The sequence below is a fragment of the Kushneria phyllosphaerae genome, assembly GCF_900312995.1.
GTDB lineage: Bacteria > Pseudomonadota > Gammaproteobacteria > Pseudomonadales > Halomonadaceae > Kushneria > Kushneria phyllosphaerae.
In genome coordinates this window covers 1-16,150 of the sequence record NZ_ONZI01000003.1, presented here as the reverse complement: position 1 = coordinate 16,150, position 16,150 = coordinate 1, and the positions used below count along the sequence as shown (strand labels likewise).

Annotated in this window: 17 protein-coding genes and 4 tRNA genes; 2 read left to right on the top strand and 19 right to left on the bottom strand. The window is 54.2% G+C overall.

The features are described from left to right. Positions 1-220: 220 nt before the first annotated feature. From rplL to cyoA, 19 genes are all read right to left on the bottom strand, one after another. The gene (gene rplL / locus KSP9073_RS09970) at positions 221-592 is read right to left on the bottom strand and encodes a 50S ribosomal protein L7/L12 (protein WP_108842848.1); all 372 of its coding nucleotides are present in this window, start codon (positions 590-592) and stop codon (positions 221-223) included. A gap of 66 nt (positions 593-658) precedes the next feature. Further along, entirely contained in the window at positions 659-1,165 is a 507-nt protein-coding gene (gene rplJ, locus KSP9073_RS09965; protein ID WP_108842847.1) for a 50S ribosomal protein L10, read from the bottom strand. A gap of 234 nt (positions 1,166-1,399) precedes the next feature. Next, entirely contained in the window at positions 1,400-2,092 is a 693-nt protein-coding gene (rplA, locus tag KSP9073_RS09960) for a 50S ribosomal protein L1 (protein WP_108842846.1), read from the bottom strand. Between the two features lie 2 nt (positions 2,093-2,094). Further along, positions 2,095-2,526, bottom strand: coding sequence for a 50S ribosomal protein L11 (gene rplK / locus KSP9073_RS09955; protein WP_086620803.1), 432 nt, complete (start codon positions 2,524-2,526; stop codon positions 2,095-2,097). Positions 2,527-2,609: 83 nt separating this feature from the next. After that, entirely contained in the window at positions 2,610-3,143 is a 534-nt protein-coding gene (nusG, locus tag KSP9073_RS09950; RefSeq protein ID WP_108842845.1) for a transcription termination/antitermination protein NusG, read from the bottom strand. 8 nt (positions 3,144-3,151) lie between these two features. Beyond that, positions 3,152-3,520 carry a preprotein translocase subunit SecE gene (gene secE / locus KSP9073_RS09945; RefSeq protein WP_108842844.1) on the bottom strand — a complete coding sequence of 123 codons (369 nt, stop codon included), beginning with the start codon at positions 3,518-3,520 and terminating at the stop codon, positions 3,152-3,154. Between the two features lie 67 nt (positions 3,521-3,587). Beyond that, positions 3,588-3,663 (bottom strand) — tRNA-Trp (locus KSP9073_RS09940). 114 nt (positions 3,664-3,777) lie between these two features. After that, positions 3,778-3,852, bottom strand: a tRNA-Thr gene (locus KSP9073_RS09935). Positions 3,853-3,867: 15 nt separating this feature from the next. Then, a tRNA-Gly gene (locus tag KSP9073_RS09930) sits at positions 3,868-3,941 on the bottom strand. Positions 3,942-3,981: 40 nt separating this feature from the next. Beyond that, a tRNA-Tyr gene (locus tag KSP9073_RS09925) sits at positions 3,982-4,065 on the bottom strand. Positions 4,066-4,180: 115 nt separating this feature from the next. Then, positions 4,181-5,020 carry a type III pantothenate kinase gene (locus tag KSP9073_RS09920; RefSeq protein WP_108842843.1) on the bottom strand — a complete coding sequence of 280 codons (840 nt, stop codon included), beginning with the start codon at positions 5,018-5,020 and terminating at the stop codon, positions 4,181-4,183. Continuing rightward, entirely contained in the window at positions 5,017-5,997 is a 981-nt protein-coding gene (locus tag KSP9073_RS09915) for a biotin--[acetyl-CoA-carboxylase] ligase (RefSeq protein ID WP_108842842.1), read from the bottom strand. Before KSP9073_RS09915 ends, KSP9073_RS09920 begins: the two co-directional genes overlap by 4 nt. Positions 5,998-6,139: 142 nt before the next feature. Then, positions 6,140-7,144 carry a cytochrome d ubiquinol oxidase subunit II gene (cydB, locus tag KSP9073_RS09910; protein WP_108842841.1) on the bottom strand — a complete coding sequence of 335 codons (1,005 nt, stop codon included), beginning with the start codon at positions 7,142-7,144 and terminating at the stop codon, positions 6,140-6,142. Positions 7,145-7,159: 15 nt separating this feature from the next. Next, positions 7,160-8,566, bottom strand: coding sequence for a cytochrome ubiquinol oxidase subunit I (locus KSP9073_RS09905; RefSeq protein ID WP_108842840.1), 1,407 nt, complete (start codon positions 8,564-8,566; stop codon positions 7,160-7,162). Between the two features lie 193 nt (positions 8,567-8,759). After that, positions 8,760-9,668, bottom strand: a complete 909-nt coding sequence (gene cyoE / locus KSP9073_RS09900; RefSeq protein ID WP_108842839.1) for a heme o synthase — start codon at positions 9,666-9,668, stop codon at positions 8,760-8,762. A gap of 13 nt (positions 9,669-9,681) precedes the next feature. Next, positions 9,682-10,017, bottom strand: a complete 336-nt coding sequence (cyoD, locus tag KSP9073_RS09895) for a cytochrome o ubiquinol oxidase subunit IV (protein WP_108842838.1) — start codon at positions 10,015-10,017, stop codon at positions 9,682-9,684. Next, positions 10,017-10,646: a cytochrome o ubiquinol oxidase subunit III gene (gene cyoC / locus KSP9073_RS09890; RefSeq protein WP_108842837.1), complete on the bottom strand. Its 630-nt coding sequence runs from the start codon at positions 10,644-10,646 to the stop codon at positions 10,017-10,019. The genes cyoD and cyoC overlap by 1 nt, the downstream gene beginning before the upstream one ends. Before the next feature lie 3 nt (positions 10,647-10,649). Next, positions 10,650-12,626: a cytochrome o ubiquinol oxidase subunit I gene (cyoB, locus tag KSP9073_RS09885; protein ID WP_108842836.1), complete on the bottom strand. Its 1,977-nt coding sequence runs from the start codon at positions 12,624-12,626 to the stop codon at positions 10,650-10,652. A gap of 2 nt (positions 12,627-12,628) precedes the next feature. Further along, on the bottom strand, positions 12,629-13,510 hold the full coding sequence (gene cyoA / locus KSP9073_RS09880) for a ubiquinol oxidase subunit II (RefSeq protein ID WP_108842835.1): 882 nt from the start codon (positions 13,508-13,510) through the stop codon (positions 12,629-12,631). A gap of 676 nt (positions 13,511-14,186) precedes the next feature. On the opposite strand from cyoA, the gene KSP9073_RS09870 reads away from it, so the two are divergent. Further along, positions 14,187-15,554: an MFS transporter gene (locus KSP9073_RS09870; RefSeq protein WP_108842833.1), complete on the top strand. Its 1,368-nt coding sequence runs from the start codon at positions 14,187-14,189 to the stop codon at positions 15,552-15,554. Between the two features lie 206 nt (positions 15,555-15,760). Beyond that, positions 15,761-15,964, top strand: coding sequence for an aminotransferase class I/II-fold pyridoxal phosphate-dependent enzyme (locus KSP9073_RS09865; RefSeq protein WP_108842832.1), 204 nt, complete (start codon positions 15,761-15,763; stop codon positions 15,962-15,964). The last annotated feature ends 186 nt before the right edge of the window (positions 15,965-16,150 follow it).

Sequence of the window (16,150 nt, the reverse complement as noted above, 5' to 3'; positions counted from 1 at the left end):
TGGCGTGATCGGTACACCAGCGGATTGGCTCCATCAGGCGCCAACGGCAAGCTTCCCTGGAAGAAAGCTCGCCGCTTGAAGTTTTCCGGATCGCCTTAGCGTACTCGCGGTGTGTAATAAGCACGCTAAGCCCATCCGGCAACAGAAAAAGGCCGGCGGCGGTCAGCTCATCTGACCGCCACCAGCCGTCATGCTATAACGCTTTCAAGCAGAACACTGATTACTTGAGTTCCACAGACGCGCCAGCTTCTTCCAGCTTCTTCTTGGCCGCTTCAGCATCGTCCTTGGACATGCCTTCCTTGATGGTTGCCGGAGCACCGTCAACAGCGCCCTTGGCTTCCTTCAGGCCCAGACCGGTGATCTCACGAACAACCTTGATGACGTTAACTTTCTTGTCACCGGCAGCTGTCAGGATCAGATCAAATTCAGTCTGTTCTTCAACGGCTTCGGCTTCGCCGCCGCCGGGGCCTGCAACAACAGCTGCTGCTGCGCTGACGCCAAACTTCTCTTCCATCGACTCGATCAGGTCGACGACTTCCATGACGGACATTTCAGCAACAGCGTTGATGATGTCTTCTTTGCTCAGTGCCATGATTGCATTCCTGTACTTTGCGGGGCAAATGACTGCCCGATGAAATTTGCCTGGATGATACGTCGATCAGGCCGCTTCTTCTTCCTGCTTCTGGTCGCGCAGCGCTGCAAGCGTGCGTACCAGTTTGCCGGCAGAAGCTTCCTTCATGACGGACATCAGCTTGGCGATAGCTTCGTCGTAGGTCGGCAGGCTTGCCAGACGATCGATATCCTGCGCATCGATCAGCTCGCCTTCGTAGGCCAGCGCCTTGACTTCAAACTTGGGCTGTTCGCGAGCGAAATCCCTGAGCAGACGCGCGCCGGCGCCCGGATGCTCAAGAGAAAACGCCAGCAGAGACGGACCAACAAAAGTCTCGTTCAGGCACTCCCATGAAGTGCCCTGCAGGGCGCGGCGTGCCAGCGTGTTACGCACAACGCGCAGCTGGACGCCGTTATCGCGGGCCTTTTTACGCAGCGCCGTCATGGCGCTCACGTCGACACCGCGAGAATTGGCTACGACAACGGAGAGCGCCTGTCCGGCAGTTTCGCTGACCTCAGCGACAATTGCCTTCTTGTCTTCAAGACCCAGGGGCATATCTTCACTCCTCGTGCCGGCCACCCGGAAGGATGGCCATCGTGGTTACCATCTGCTGAGGACATACAACAGAGTGGATGATGGCGTGTTGCCGGCTGGCAACAGGCGCCATCTGCGCAGGCCACCTGCTCAGGGCAAATGATTAAGCCGCCCCTTGGGACGACACCTGCGGTCTTTGACGGCGCCCCGTTCCACCACGGGCACGGGGACCGCAAAGCAATCGGTAAATATCGATCAGTTCAGGTAGGAATGATCGACGGTAACGCCAGGACCCATGGTCGTGGACAGGGAAATCTTCTTGAGATAAACCCCTTTGGAAGTGCTGGGCTTGAGCTTTTTCAGATCACTGACCAGTGCTTCCAGATTGCCACGCAGGGCTTCAGGCGTGAAATCGACCTTGCCGATACCCGCATGAATGATGCCGTTCTTGTCGGTACGGAAACGTACCTGACCCGCCTTGGCATTCTTGACAGCAGTCGCAACATCAGGCGTGACGGTACCGACCTTGGGGTTGGGCATCAGGCCACGCGGCCCCAGAATCTGACCCAACTGACCGACAACACGCATGGCATCGGGCGCCGCAATGACGACGTCAAAATCAAGGTTGCCCTTTTTGACTTCAGCGGCCAGATCGTCCATGCCAACAATTTCGGCACCGGCTTCACGCGCAGCATCCGCTGCTGCACCCTGAGCAAAGACCGCAACGCGAACGTCACGCCCAGTGCCGTTGGGCAGCACGGTAGCACCACGTACAACCTGATCCGATTTACGCGGATCAACACCCAGATTGACGGCGATTTCTACACTTTCCTTGAATTTCACGGAGGAAATCTCGGACAGCAGTGCAGTCGCTTCATCAACACTGTAGACACGCGAAGCATCAACACGATCGCGAATCAGCTTCATACGCTTGGAAAGCTTGGCCATGATCAGAGACCCTCCACGTTCAGGCCCATGCTGCGAGCAGTACCAGCAATGGTACGCAATGCAGCTTCAAGATCGGCAGCCGTCAGGTCAGGCTCTTTCGTGCGAGCGATTTCTTCAATCTGCTCACGCGTGACTGTACCGACCTTCTTCTTGTTCGGCTCACCAGAGCCGGACTTGATGCCTGCAGCCTTTTTGAGCAGCACCGGCGCCGGGGGCGTCTTGGTGATGAACGTAAAGCTACGGTCGGAATAGACCGTGATGACGACAGGCGTCGGCAGACCGGCTTCCATATCCTGGGTTTCTGCGTTGAACGCCTTGCAGAATTCCATGATATTAACGCCGTGCTGACCGAGTGCCGGACCTACCGGCGGACTGGGATTGGCTTTACCCGCTGCAACCTGCAGCTTGATATAAGCCTGAACTTTCTTGGCCATGATGAACTCCGATTGGGTAATAGCGCCTTGCGGCTCCCCGGACTATCGATGCAGCGTTGCTGCATCACCAGCACCCTTCAAGCCTAAATTTTCTCGACCTGCGAGAACTCAAGCTCAACGGGCGTAGAGCGCCCAAAGATCAGTACACTGACCTGCAGACGACTCTTTTCATAATTGACTTCTTCAACTACGCCATTGAAATCTGCAAAGGGACCATCGGCAACCCGGACGGTCTCGCCTGCATCAAACATGGTCTTGGGCCGTGGCTTTTCAGTACCATCCTGAACACGACGAAGAATGGCTTCCGCCTCATTGGGCGTAATGGGCGCGGGCTTCTCGGGCGTTCCGCCGATAAACCCCATCACCCTGGGCGTTTCATTAACGAGGTGCCAACTGCGGTCATCCATCGCCATTTCAACCAGCACGTAACCGGGATAAAACTTGCGCTCGCTTTTGCGACGCTTCCCATCGCGCATTTCAACGACTTCTTCCGTAGGCACCAGTATTTCGCCGAAATGGTCTTCCATTTCGTAAAGCTTCACGCGCTCGATCAATGAGCGCATGACCTGCTTTTCAAAACCAGAGTAGGCGTGGACAACGTACCAGCGCTTAGTCATGCAAGCTCCTAACCAATGAGAGTCGACACCAGCCAACCGAAGAACATATCAATCAGCCAGAGCAACAGGCCCACGATGACAACTGCACCCAGCACGATAGCGGTCGTTTGAAAGGTTTCCTGACGGGTAGGCCAGACAACACGCTGAATTTCCTTCTTCGCGTTTTTGGCAAGCGAGGTCAGTTCACGTCCCCGACCGGTCGTCAGCGCAATACCCAGAGCGGCCACAACCAGCACGACAACGCCGACCACACGATAAATCATCGGCTGATCGGCAAAATAGACATTACCCGCTACCGCAACAGCGACAAGCACCACAGCAGCAGCCCACTTGAGCGCATCAAAACGGGTATCCTGCACTTCGGCGGTCTGTTTCATGGGGAAGAAAACTCCTCAGGAGTGCGGCAATCGATTTACACACAAAAGCTGCCAATCTGAGGAAGACTGGCAGGCCAGGAGGGACTCGAACCCCCAACCTGCGGTTTTGGAGACCGCTGCTCTGCCAATTGAGCCACTGGCCTGTAACATCGTCGTCGTAATCACCTTTGCGAGCGGTGAGCACGATACCAAAAAGCCCAAGGCACGACAACCTGCACACTGGACTAAAAAGGGCGACCCTTACGGCTCGCCCTGAATGGAGCTCATGGACGGAATTGAACCGTCGACCTCACCCTTACCAAGGGTGTGCTCTACCCCTGAGCTACATGAGCATAACCCTTTACAACTGGAGCGGGCAGCGGGAATCGAACCCGCATCATCAGCTTGGAAGGCTGAGGTTCTACCATTAAACTATGCCCGCTTACCCAATCTTTCGATTACTGCGCAACCGAAAAAAATCTTGGTGGAGGGAGGAGGATTCGAACCTCCGAAGCTCGCGCGGCAGATTTACAGTCTGCTCCCTTTGGCCACTCGGGAATCCCTCCAACTTGGCGGCAAATTATACCGATCCAAGAAGGCCTGTCAAGCCCTTGTTCTTTTCTGCATTCATATCGTGCTGTTTAACGATACATCCTGCTTTCTGGAACGCGGCGCATTCTGTCAGAGCATTCGCGTAAACGCAAGCGCCTTGCGCATTTCCGTTAAATTCGCCGGCTTGACCACTTCGGGCATACCGGCCAGTACCCCCTGCCCTTCGGCAGACGTTATTGGAAAAAGAGCCTCAAGGCCTGCATACACCATGTCCGGCCAATGGGCATGCGGCAGACGTAGCCCACGCGACACGATTGCTGCATCGCCCCCGGTGATCAGTAGAGGCAGCGCCATGCCCTGACTGTCGCAGACTTCCATATAAAGACGGTTAATCGCGCTGATGGCAGCCATGAAAACGCCGTGATTGACGGCATCCACGGTGTTGGTGCCGGGAGAGAGTGCATGAAGCGCGTCCTGCTCGGGATCAATCACTACCTTGCGGGTTCCAAGCTTGAGACTCTCTTTCATGAGCCGAAGCCCTGGAATGATATAGCCTCCGATGTGCTGCCCACCGGGTAACACTGTATCCATGGTAATGGCACTGCCACAGTCCACGGTGCAGCACCCCCCTGTCAGCTGATACCCGGAAAGGACGCCAAGCCAGCGATCCACCCCCAACCGCTCGGGCATGTCATATCCATTACGGATCCCCAGGGCTTCGGAAGAAGAATGCGCAATGTGTATATCATCGACGCGGCGCTTTAAAAGCCTGACCGTATCTTCAAGCACATCCTGGCGCGCCACATTCGAGATGCGAATAACATCGACGATGTCCAGATCAGGAATATCGGCGCCCGAGCGCCATTCGTCACGTGTCCACATGGCCCCCCGAGCCCGAATTTCGCTGCTTTTCCGATCCTTGAGACGCCATTTCGACAACGTGTTGCCAATATCCAGATCCAGAATCATGAGCGACCACGCAAACTGACTTCGCCGCCGGCAAAGCGCTTGTCCTCACCATCGATACTGACAATCAGATTGCCCGTGTCATCGACTCCTTTTGCCATGCCCTCGCTGACAGTACTGCCCTGATAGATCTGAACCGGTCTGTTCCGGTAAACATGATAATCGTTCCAGCGATCATGCCAGGCGGTGAACCCTGTCTCCTCAAAGCGCCCCAGCATCTGCATGTGCGCCTCGATCATGGCGCTGACAAGTGCATTACGCGATATATCGGGCGCCAGATCAGACAGGGTCGTCACCGACTGTTCAATACCCGCCCTCCCCTTTTCAGAGAGGCGAACATTGACCCCTATTCCAATCACCACCTGACAGGGCCCTGAGGTATCGCCCCGAACTTCGACCAGAATGCCGCCGAGCTTGGACATTCCCGAGGCCGTTGATACCAGCAGGTCGTTGGGCCATTTCAGCTGAATATCTATCCCTCGCTCTGACAGAAGATCGGCCATGATGACACCCACCGCCAGGCTCAGACCTTCCAGCGCCCCCACCCCGCTTTCAAACTGCCAGCCAATGGAGAAGTGAATATTGCCGCCCCATTCACTGTAGAACGACCGACCACGTCGCCCTCTCCCGGCACTCTGCCATTCGGCGAGACAGACTTCGCCGTGCCCGGCGCCCTGAGCAAAGCGCTCCAACACAAAGGTGTTTGTAGAACCAGTCGAATCTTCCACAAAGAGATGTTTGAGGCACTGGCGTGCCGGTCGTGACAGATTGGCCACGATATCAGCACCCCGGAGCGGTTCTGGCGGATTGAGCAAGCGATATCCACACCCTCTTGCCGTCTCGACCGAAAGCCCCAGTCCTTCAAGCTTGCGCAACTGTTTCCATATCGCTGTTCGCGATACGCCAACCTCTCGGCCCAGTGCCTCACCTGAATGAAAGGCACCATCGCTCATCAATCTGATCAGGTCACTGACACTCATGGCGTTGCGTTCATATCCTGAAATCCTTTTATCCGCCTGCGTTGCGGCGGACATTGTTCTTTAGAAACCAGTGCAATGCACGAAAAACAAAAAGGGTACCCCTTTGGGTACCCTTTGTAATCTCTGAACGCAGGATCTGGTCCTAGTGATAGCCCTCACCCGCACGCACCTTGCCTCGAAAGACATAATAACTGTAGGCCGTGTAAATGAGCACAATGGGCACCAGAATGACATAGCCAACGATCAGAAATGACTGGCTGGCCCGAGCCGAAGCTGCATCCCAGAGCGTAATGTCCGGCGGGATGATCAAGGGGAAAAAGCTAATGACCAGCCCCGAGAGGCCGAGGAAAAACAGGCCCAGCACCTTGAAGAAGAGCCGCCGCTCATGAGAGTGCGTGACACCGTTCCAGATACTCCAGGAAAGCAGCGCGACCAGAATCGGCACCGGCGCAAACCAGGCAATATTGGGGAACGTAAACCAGCGCTCGGCAATACGACCATTGGAAAGCGGTGTCCACACACTAATGACGATCATGGATGCCACCAGCAACAGTGTCAGAGGCCGAGCCAGCTGATAAAACCGGTTTTGCAGGTCGCCTTCGGTTTTCATGATCAGCCAGCCGGCGCCCAGCAGAGCATAACCTGCCATGAGCGCCACCCCGGTGAACAGGGCAAAGGGGGAAAACCAGTCAAAGGTGCCGCCCTGATAAGCACGCTCCGACACGGACAGGCCATTGATGATGCCCCCCAGTACGACGCCCTGGCTAAAGGTCGCCACCATGGCGCCGCCGCTGAATGCCAGATCAAACCATTTGCGTGACCGGTTCGATTTAAAGCGAAACTCAAAGGCAATTCCCCGAAAGATCAATGCCAGCAGCATCAGGATCAATGGAAGATACATGGCGGGCAGAATGACCGAATACGCCAATGGGAAGGCGCCATAAAGACCGGCACCTCCCAGTATCATCCACGTCTGGTTGCCATCCCATACCGGTGCCACGGTATTCATCATGACATCGCGATTCTCGTCTCCCCTGATAAAGGGAAAAAGGATCCCGACGCCTAGGCTAAAGCCGTCCATCATGACGTACATGGCGACAGCAAAACCGATCAGCAGATACCAGATGACTGGCAGATCAATTGTCATGCTTAGGGCTCCCAATCAATTTTGATCTTCGAAACTGCCGTCGGCCGCCGACATGGGTCGCTTGGGCTGACGCTCATGACCCGGGCCTCCAGAAGGCACCATATTCATCGGCTCGGACCTGATCAGTCTCAGCATGTAGTAGATCCCGATGCCAAAGATGATGGCATACACGACCATAAAGCCGATCAGCGTTGTCAGCATGCTGGCCACACTGTGCGTTGAGACAGCGTCTTCGGTTCGAAGCATGCCGTAGACCACCCAGGGCTGGCGACCGGCTTCTGTCGTGATCCAGCCAGCCAGCAGGGCGATAAAGCCCACCGGAGTCGTGAACAGGGCAATCCGCTGGAACCAGCGCGCTTCATAAAGCCGTCCTCTCCAGCGCAGAAACAGCCCCACAACGCCCATGCCCAGCATCAGCATGCCCAGCCCCACCATAACTCTGAAACTCCAGAATACCAGTGGAACATCAGGCCATTCGTCACGAGGCCAGTCCTTGAGCCCCTGAATCTTGCCCTCCAGCGTGTGGGTCAGAATCAGGCTGCTGGCATAGGGGACCTTCAGCTCAAAGTGATTGGCAGCGTCATCCATGCTGGGCAGAGCAAACAGCACCAGCGGCATACCCTTCTGGTCAGGCTCGTTCTCCCAGTGGCCTTCCATCGCTGCCACCTTGGCCGGCTGATGCTCCAGCGTATTCAGGCCATGCATGTCGCCTGCAATGATCTGCACCGGCAGGGCGACCAGGATGGCCCACATTGCCATGGAGAACATCTTGCGCGCGGCCTGGTCATGACGGTTGCGCAACAGGTGATAGGCACCGACACCGCCAACAACAAATCCAACCGAGATGAAGGCAGCCAGCCCCATATGGACAATGCGATACGGGAAAGACGGGTTGAACATGATCTCAAGCCAGCTGGCAGGCTCAAAGCGTCCATCGATGACCTCATAGCCGGCAGGCGTCTGCATCCAGCTGTTGGACATCAGAATCCAGGTCATCGAAATCAGGGTACCAACGGCTACAAGGCAGGTTGCCGAAAAATGCAGCCGCTTGCTGACCCTGCCTTCACCGAACAGCATGATGCCAAGGAAGCCGGCTTCCATGAAAAAGGCCGTCAGCACCTCATAGGTCAACAGCACCCCGGTAATGTCGCCTGCCCTTTCGGCAAAGCCGCTCCAGTTGGTGCCGAACTCGTAGGCCATCACCACACCGGAGACAACCCCCAGACCGAAGACCACGGCAAAGATGCGCACCCAGAAGCGGTACAGATTATGGTAAATCTCGTTACCCGTTTTTAGCCACAGCCCTTCCAGTACCATCAGGTAACTTGCAAGGCCGATCGAAAAGGCGGGAAAAAGAATATGAAAGGAAACGGTAAAGGCGAACTGGAAGCGCGCCAGGTCTAAAGCTTCAAACCCCAGCATTGGCTTGGCTCTCCTGCTTTGGGTTCTGGACAGTCACGGAAGCTATGAAGTTAGAGCATTACCACGCAAAAGTGAAAGACTCGGGACATCATGTCGCACGGCTACGGACCGACAGAAAGCATGGACAACCACATCAGGGTAAACAGGAAAGGCAATGCTGATCGACCGGAACGTCAATACAGCATTGAATTGATTAGACGTGCAGAGGTGCTGCCAGGTCAAGTTGCGTCGCTGTCACTTGTGGAGCAGGCGTTTGGTAATCGATCGCCATGACGGCACTCAGGACAGTGACGACCAGTATCGAAATCCCGAAAAGCTGACGGGCCCAGCGGCTATCATCCCCCTGCCCATAACGGGCAATGGCGATGTAAAGCCAGTAGAGCGTCATGACAATCATGACCACCAGATAGACGTAGCCGGTGTATCCCGTGAATGTCAGGAGCGTGGCGGCCACCCCAAAAGCCACGATATAGGCAACTGTCTGGCGCTTGGCAGATGCCACCCCTTTTGCAACAGAGAGCACGGGGATGGAGGCTGCTCGATAATCTTCCAGCCTGAAGATGGCAATCGCATAGGAGTGCGGCATCTGCCAGAGACTGAAAATCAACAATACCAACAACGCACCAAGGTCAAACTCATTGCTTACTGCGCAATAGCCAATGACCGGAGGTGCCGCACCGGACAGACTGCCAATCAGGGTGCCATGGACCGAGTGACGCTTGAGCCAGAGACTATAGGCGCCAACGTAAATGGCAAAACCAAACAGGGCCACACCTGCAGCCAACGGATTGGCAATTATCAATAAAAGTAAAAAGCCTGCTGTACCCAGCAGGCAGGCCATGATCAGCGCAGAGCGAACATCGATCGTGCCTTCGACAAGCGCACGCTTTTGCGTGCGCGCCATGTACTCGTCAATGTCACGATCTATGACATTGTTGAACACACAACCGGAAGCAACGACCAGTGACACCCCGATAACGGTGGCGAAAAACAACACCAGGTCGATGCTTCCTCTTGAGGCCAGAAAGAATCCACCTGTTACCGAGATCAGATTGCCGAAGACAATGCCCGGCTTCGTTAGCAGGAGATATCTTTTGAGCATCGGGTCAGACTTCTTACATCCCTACCATTAGATTATGGTTGAGATGGAACATGATCCACACCGAGCCCACCACTACAATGCCCACGATCAGAATCGTGAACCATAGCGAGATCATGTTCCAGCGTGGCCCTGAACCTTCACTGAGATGAAGGAAATATACGACCTGCACCACAATCTGCACTACTGCCATGATCAGGATGATTGCAAGCGTTGCCGTGGTCGATAGCGCACCGGTCATCACCAGACCAAAGGGAATGACGGTCAGGATGATGGATATAATCAAACCAGTGGTATAGGACTTGACGCTGCCGTGATCATGACTTTCTTGGGATTGATGCTGATTGGACATTAAATGACCCCCATCAGATAGACGATGGTGAATACGCAAATCCAGATGATGTGCAGGAAGTGCCAGAACAGGCTCAGACACATCAAACGCGAGCGGTTCATGTCAGTCAGACCCTTGGTGGCAATCTGGATCAGCAAAATGATGGCCCAGATACACCCGGAAGTGACGTGCAGACCGTGCGTACCCACCAGCGTGAAGAAGGACGACAGGAACGCACTGCGCTGAGGACCAGCCCCTTCAGAAATGAAGTGATGGAACTCGTAAATTTCAAGACTGACAAACACCGCGCCCAATATCAGGGTCAGCGCCAGCCAGAGCATGGTGCGCTGCTTGTCCCCCTTGTTCATGGCCAGCGATGCCAGCCCGATCATGAAGCTACTGGCCAGCAGTACAAAGGTTTCTACCAGAACAAAGGGCAGCTCGAACAATTCATGCGACGTGGGACCGCCGGCATAGTTCGTGCCAAGGACCGCAAAGGTTGCAAAAATCGATGCAAACAGTATGCAGTCGCTCATGATGTAGATCCAGAAACCGAATACTCTGGTCGCTACCGGATCATGATGCTCATGCTCATGGTGCTCATGCCCGTGGGCATGAGCGTCCTGATTGGTCATTGATTGAGTCGACATGGATTACGCCTGATTTGACAATTTTTGATAACGCTGACTTTCGATGCGCTCAACTTCGGCAGCGGGAACGTAATAGTCAATATCGTCGTTGAAGGTACGCATCACCATGGTGACGAAGATACCTACAGCCGAAACGATCGCCAGCCACCAGATATGCCAGATCAAAGCAAATCCAAAAACGGCAGCAATGATACCAATGAAGAATCCGGCCGAGGTATTTTTCGGCATGTGGATATCCTGGTATTCGGCAGGCTTTTGTTCACTGACACCATTTTCCTTCATGTGCCAGAAGGCATCACGCTCTTCAACAACGGGAATATGCGCAAAGTTGTAGAAAGGAGCCGGTGAAGGAATGGACCATTCCAGTGTACGACCACCCCACGGATCGCCTGTCTCATCGATGTTCTGATGACGATTCTTGATGCTGACGAAAAGCTGCAGCAGCTGGCAGGCAATACCACATGCAATGATGCCGGCACCAATGGCAGCAACGATCAGCGGGAAATGCCAGTCCGGATTGTCATAGCTGTTCAGACGACGGGTCATGCCCATGAAACCAAGGGCATACAGCGGCATGAAGGCCGTAAAGAAGCCCACGATCCAGCACCAGGCAGATGCCTTGCCAAGCTTTTCATCAAGCTTGAATCCGAACACTTTCGGGAACCAGTAGGTAAAGCCGGCCAGATAACCGAACACTACGCCACCGATGATAACGTTGTGGAAGTGCGCGATCAGGAACAGGCTGTTGTGCAGCACATAGTCAGCGCCTGGTACGGCCAGCAGTACACCGGTCATCCCACCAATCGTAAAGGTGATGAGAAAGCCCAGCGTCCACGCCATTGGCACGGTGAACTGAACACGACCTTCATACATGGTAAACAGCCAGTTGAAGATTTTGACCCCGGTGGGGATCGCAATGATCATCGTGGCAATACCAAAGAAGGCGTTCACATTGGCGCCGGCCCCCATGGTGAAGAAGTGGTGCAGCCAGACAATAAAGGACAGTACGGTAATGGCGACCGTGGCATAAACCATGGAGGTATAACCAAACAGGCGCTTCTTGCAATAGGTCGCCACAACCTCTGCAAAGATACCAAAGGCAGGCAGCACCAGAATATAAACTTCAGGATGCCCCCAGGCCCAGATGAGGTTGACGTACATCATCTGGTTGCCACCCATGTCATTGGTAAAGAAATGGGTGCCAATGTAGCGATCAAGCGTCAGCAGTGCGATGGTCACTGTCAGGATAGGAAATGCCGCAATGATCAGGACATTGGTACACAGGGCTGTCCAGGTGAACATCGGCATTTTCATCAGCGACATGCCGGGCGCACGCATTTTCAAAATGGTGACGAAGAAGTTCACACCGGTCAGCAGGGTACCGATACCTGATATCTGCAGACTCCATATCCAGTAATCCACGCCAACGCCTGGACTGTACTGAATATCAGACAGTGGCGGATAAGCGAGCCAGCCGGTGGCGGCAAACTCACCTACACCCAGAGACACATTGACCAGAATAACGCCGGCCGTTGTAAGCCAGAAGCTCAGTGAATTCAGGTATGGAAAGGCCACATCGCGAGCGCCAATCTGAAGCGGCACGGCAATATTCATCAGACCCACCATGAACGGCATGGCCATGAAGAAAATCATGATAACGCCGTGAGCGGTAAAGATCTGGTCATAGTGTTCAGGTGGCAGATAGCCTTCTGCACCGCCCGAGGCAATCGCCTGCTGGGAGCGCATCATGATGGCATCGGAAAAACCGCGGATCAGCATGACAATCGCAATGACGATATACATCACGCCCAGACGCTTGTGATCCACGGAAGTGATCCACTCCCTCCAGAGATATCCCCACTTCTTGAAATAGGTAATGGCCGCAACTACTGCCAGACCCAGCAGAGCCGCCACACCCAGAACCACCATGACAATGGGCTCATGGTAGGGGACGGCTTCAATAGTAAGTTTGCCGAACATGTTTACTCCTCAGCCCCATGATGCGAGCTATCGCCCGACGTGATGTAACTGTTGACAATATCGGTATACAGGCCAGGAGTAACGGTAGAGAAGTACTCGACCGGGTTGTCTCGACTGGGCTTGGCCAGCTCATTGAAACTATCCTGCTGCAGGGTTTCCGAAGACTGTCGAACGCTGTCGACCCACTGCTGGAACCCTTCATCCGATGTTGCCAGTGCCTTGAAGTGCATACCGCTGAAGCCATGACCGCTGTAGTTGGCCGACATACCGGGGTAAGTGCCTTCTTCAGTTGCCATCAGGTGAACCGTGTTTTCCATTCCTGCCATGGCATAAATCTGGCTGCCCAGCTGGGGAATGAAAAACGAGTTCATGACGCTGTTGGAACTGACTCGGAACTCGACCGGCGTGTCGACCGGGAAAGCCAGCTCATTAACCGACGCGATACCCTGCTCCGGATAAACGAACAGCCACTTCCAGTCCAGTGCCATGACCTGAATGACGATGGGGTCCCTGTCGGACTCCGGCACGCGATGTGGATCAAGGGCATGCGTACTGCGCCATGTCAAAACACTGAGAATGACAATGATGGCCAGCGGTACTGCCCAGACAACCACTTCAATCTTGTTGGAGTGGGACCAGTTGGGCGAATACTTCGCATTCTTGACATAGTTGTAACGGCAAGCGAACAGGATCGTCATGACTATGACGGGAATTACCACGATCAACATCAGGAAAAACGATGTCATGATCAGGTATTTCTGTTCAGCGCCGACCGGCCCCTTGGGATCGAGGATGCTTGATCCCGTACAACCACTGAGCACAAGTGCGACAGTAGCAAGCAGTGACACCCTTTTAAGAATGTCTGGATAGTTCCATTTTCTCATCTCACGCTCTCTTGAACGGCCAGCTTGAACACTTCGCTTTTGTCCGGCCAGAGAGGCCGGAAATGCGTGACAGGTACCTGCCCGCTTCCGATCACGGTCTGACAGCAACGTTCACGGATGGCATCTACCGCGTCAGACAACCTGACATTGCAGGAGTGTCTGATGGTCTTATCGTTGGAAGTGACTGTCTCGGACGGATTTTTCCCGTCTGTGACGGCTCCCAGCAGGGAGGTGACGTGAAAGTCATCTGACTGACTGAAAGCAGCAGGCATGACAGCCCTGCATGGTGCTATACGCTACCACTGCTATTGTTCAGTTTTTCGCCTGTTGACTTCAAGTGCTGTGACAAAAGCTTATTTAGACCTTGGCATTAGAAAACATGCAACAGGAGGGCCTTAAAGTAAGTGAATACTTCGCCATCAGCCCAAGCACGAAAAGCATTTTACAGGGGTAGCAGCTAAAAATGGCAGGCGAACAACACTAAACCAATGCGACAAAACACCGCGGCATGATACATGGAACCTTTCACCAATTCCATTCGTCACAAGGGGATCTGCCTTTCATGCCCTTAAAGAGCGCTCATGCCTTACCCGTGCATCCCCGGATCGTATATCAATTTCCCGCAGCCCCGTCAGACCGTTAAAATGATGACCTGCCCCAAGGTTTTCGGAGAATCATGAAACACATTCCACTCAATGCAGGCGAATACCGTGCAATCGCAGGCCTGGGCATGTTGTATGCCTTTCGCATGCTGGGGCTTTTTATGGTTTTACCTGTACTTGCCCTTTATGCCAGAGACCTGGAAGGCTCAACGCCGTTTCTGATTGGTATTGCACTGGGAGGTTATGGGCTGGCGCAGGCCATCTTTCAAATTCCCTTTGGCACGCTCTCTGATCGACTGGGCCGTAAACAGATCATCGCCCTCGGGTTACTGCTCTTTTTCGCAGGCAGCGTTGTGGCTGCCTTGTCGACGTCCATTTATGGCGTTATTACCGGTCGCTGCCTACAGGGTAGTGGTGCCATTGCCGGTGCGCTGATGGCATTGCTGGCAGACAAGACCAGAGAGGAAACGAGGACCACTGCCATGGCGGCCATTGGCATGAGCATTGGTGTTGCCTTTGGCATTGCAATGGCATTAGGACCTTTTCTGGCAGAAGTGTTTGGGCTTTCAGGCGTATTCTGGAGTACAGCACTGCTGGCGCTGGTGGGTCTTTTAATCCTCTGGCAACTGGTACCCTCAGCGCCGGCCAGACAGCATCGTGATGTCGGTATAGACCCTCATCAGGTGAGAAAGATGTTGTTTCAGAGCGAGCTCCTGCGCCTGAATTTTTCGATATTTGCCCTGCATGCCATTTTGACAGGCTGCTTTATTGCTCTGCCCATCAGGCTTGAAAACCTTGGTATTGACGCCCAGTACCATGGGTGGGTTTACCTTCCCGTCATGGCTGTTGGCTTTTTTGCCATGGTGCCCTTGATCATTGCAGCAGAGAAATATCGCCACATGAAAATGGTTTTCATGGGTGCTGTCGCAGCCATGACGCTGGCACTTTTAGGCCTCGGTGAGACAGCGCAGACCAAGTGGGTATTGATTCTGCTGTTATTGATATTTTTTACCGGTTTTAATTTGATGGAAGCCATGCTGCCATCCATGATCAGCAAGCTCTCACCTGCCGGTGCCAAGGGCACGGCCATGGGTGTGTATTCTACCAGTCAGTTTCTGGGCGCCAGTGTGGGCGGTGGTCTGGGAGGCGCAGTGGCCGGTCATTTCGGTATCGATGCCGTTTTTCTTTTTGCCGCGGCGTTGGGTGCACTATGGTTTTTGACCATCCTGAACATGACCGCTCCCAAGCACCTTTCAAGTGAAGTTGTTTCTCTGGAAGGAAAGAATATTACTGACAGTAGCGCGTGCAGCAGAGAGCTCAAAAACATTGCAGGTATTGAGGATGCACTGGTGGTCAGGGAGGAAAGCGTGGCTTATTTAAAAATTGATCGTGACGCCATTGATCGTGAAGCGCTAACTCGCTGGTTACAGATATCGCCGTAATTTTCTAACGATTTGCAGTAATAATTACTCGTCAAAAGGCATCCGTTGGGATGTCTTTTTTATTGGCATTAATTCGCGATTCAATAAAATAATGCCTTCTCCAAGATGTAACCTGAAGGCCATTAAAGGCATTATCAGGGCCATTTATTTTTTGCATGAAAGTCATAAGCGCCAGCTGAAATACTGTTGTTACCGCTTATAAAAGACTGCCCTCTCGGGCCAACTTCCTGTTCGTCCGACCCACACGGCACGAAGCGACTAATGTAGCCGCACAGCTGCGGGCTGCCGGCATTCTGGTGCGCCACTTCGGTATGCCTGGCCTGTCGGACTGGCTGCGCATCTCGATCGGTACCGAGGCAGAGATGACGGCCCTGACCGCGGCGCTGGCGGCCATGAACGAGACGTCCTGAGGCGGGGCGCCCTCGCCCGCCGGTCACGTCAGTGACCGCGGGCGGGGCCGCACCATGGTCCGTGGCGGCCGGATGGCGCGCATAAAAGAACCCCGGTCCTGTTAAGGACCGGGGTTCGGAAGGGGTGCCTGACGATGACCTACTCTCACATGGGGAGACCCCACACTACCATCGGCGCGGAGCCGT

Excerpts from the sequence above, each read along its gene's own strand:
- rplL (WP_108842848.1), bottom strand. The coding sequence starts at position 592 with ATGGCACTGAGCAAAGAAGACATCATCAACGCTGTTGCTGAAATGTCC.
- rplJ (WP_108842847.1), bottom strand. The coding sequence starts at position 1,165 with ATGCCCCTGGGTCTTGAAGACAAGAAGGCAATTGTCGCTGAGGTCAGC.
- rplA (WP_108842846.1), bottom strand. The coding sequence starts at position 2,092 with ATGGCCAAGCTTTCCAAGCGTATGAAGCTGATTCGCGATCGTGTTGAT.
- rplK (WP_086620803.1), bottom strand. The coding sequence starts at position 2,526 with ATGGCCAAGAAAGTTCAGGCTTATATCAAGCTGCAGGTTGCAGCGGGT.
- nusG (WP_108842845.1), bottom strand. The coding sequence starts at position 3,143 with ATGACTAAGCGCTGGTACGTTGTCCACGCCTACTCTGGTTTTGAAAAG.
- secE (WP_108842844.1), bottom strand. The coding sequence starts at position 3,520 with ATGAAACAGACCGCCGAAGTGCAGGATACCCGTTTTGATGCGCTCAAG.
- KSP9073_RS09920 (WP_108842843.1), bottom strand. The coding sequence starts at position 5,020 with ATGATTCTGGATCTGGATATTGGCAACACGTTGTCGAAATGGCGTCTC.
- KSP9073_RS09915 (WP_108842842.1), bottom strand. The coding sequence starts at position 5,997 with ATGAGTGTCAGTGACCTGATCAGATTGATGAGCGATGGTGCCTTTCAT.
- cydB (WP_108842841.1), bottom strand. The coding sequence starts at position 7,144 with ATGACAATTGATCTGCCAGTCATCTGGTATCTGCTGATCGGTTTTGCT.
- KSP9073_RS09905 (WP_108842840.1), bottom strand. The coding sequence starts at position 8,566 with ATGCTGGGGTTTGAAGCTTTAGACCTGGCGCGCTTCCAGTTCGCCTTT.
- cyoE (WP_108842839.1), bottom strand. The coding sequence starts at position 9,668 with ATGCTCAAAAGATATCTCCTGCTAACGAAGCCGGGCATTGTCTTCGGC.
- cyoD (WP_108842838.1), bottom strand. The coding sequence starts at position 10,017 with ATGTCCAATCAGCATCAATCCCAAGAAAGTCATGATCACGGCAGCGTC.
- cyoC (WP_108842837.1), bottom strand. The coding sequence starts at position 10,646 with ATGTCGACTCAATCAATGACCAATCAGGACGCTCATGCCCACGGGCAT.
- cyoB (WP_108842836.1), bottom strand. The coding sequence starts at position 12,626 with ATGTTCGGCAAACTTACTATTGAAGCCGTCCCCTACCATGAGCCCATT.
- cyoA (WP_108842835.1), bottom strand. The coding sequence starts at position 13,510 with ATGAGAAAATGGAACTATCCAGACATTCTTAAAAGGGTGTCACTGCTT.
- KSP9073_RS09870 (WP_108842833.1), top strand. The coding sequence starts at position 14,187 with ATGAAACACATTCCACTCAATGCAGGCGAATACCGTGCAATCGCAGGC.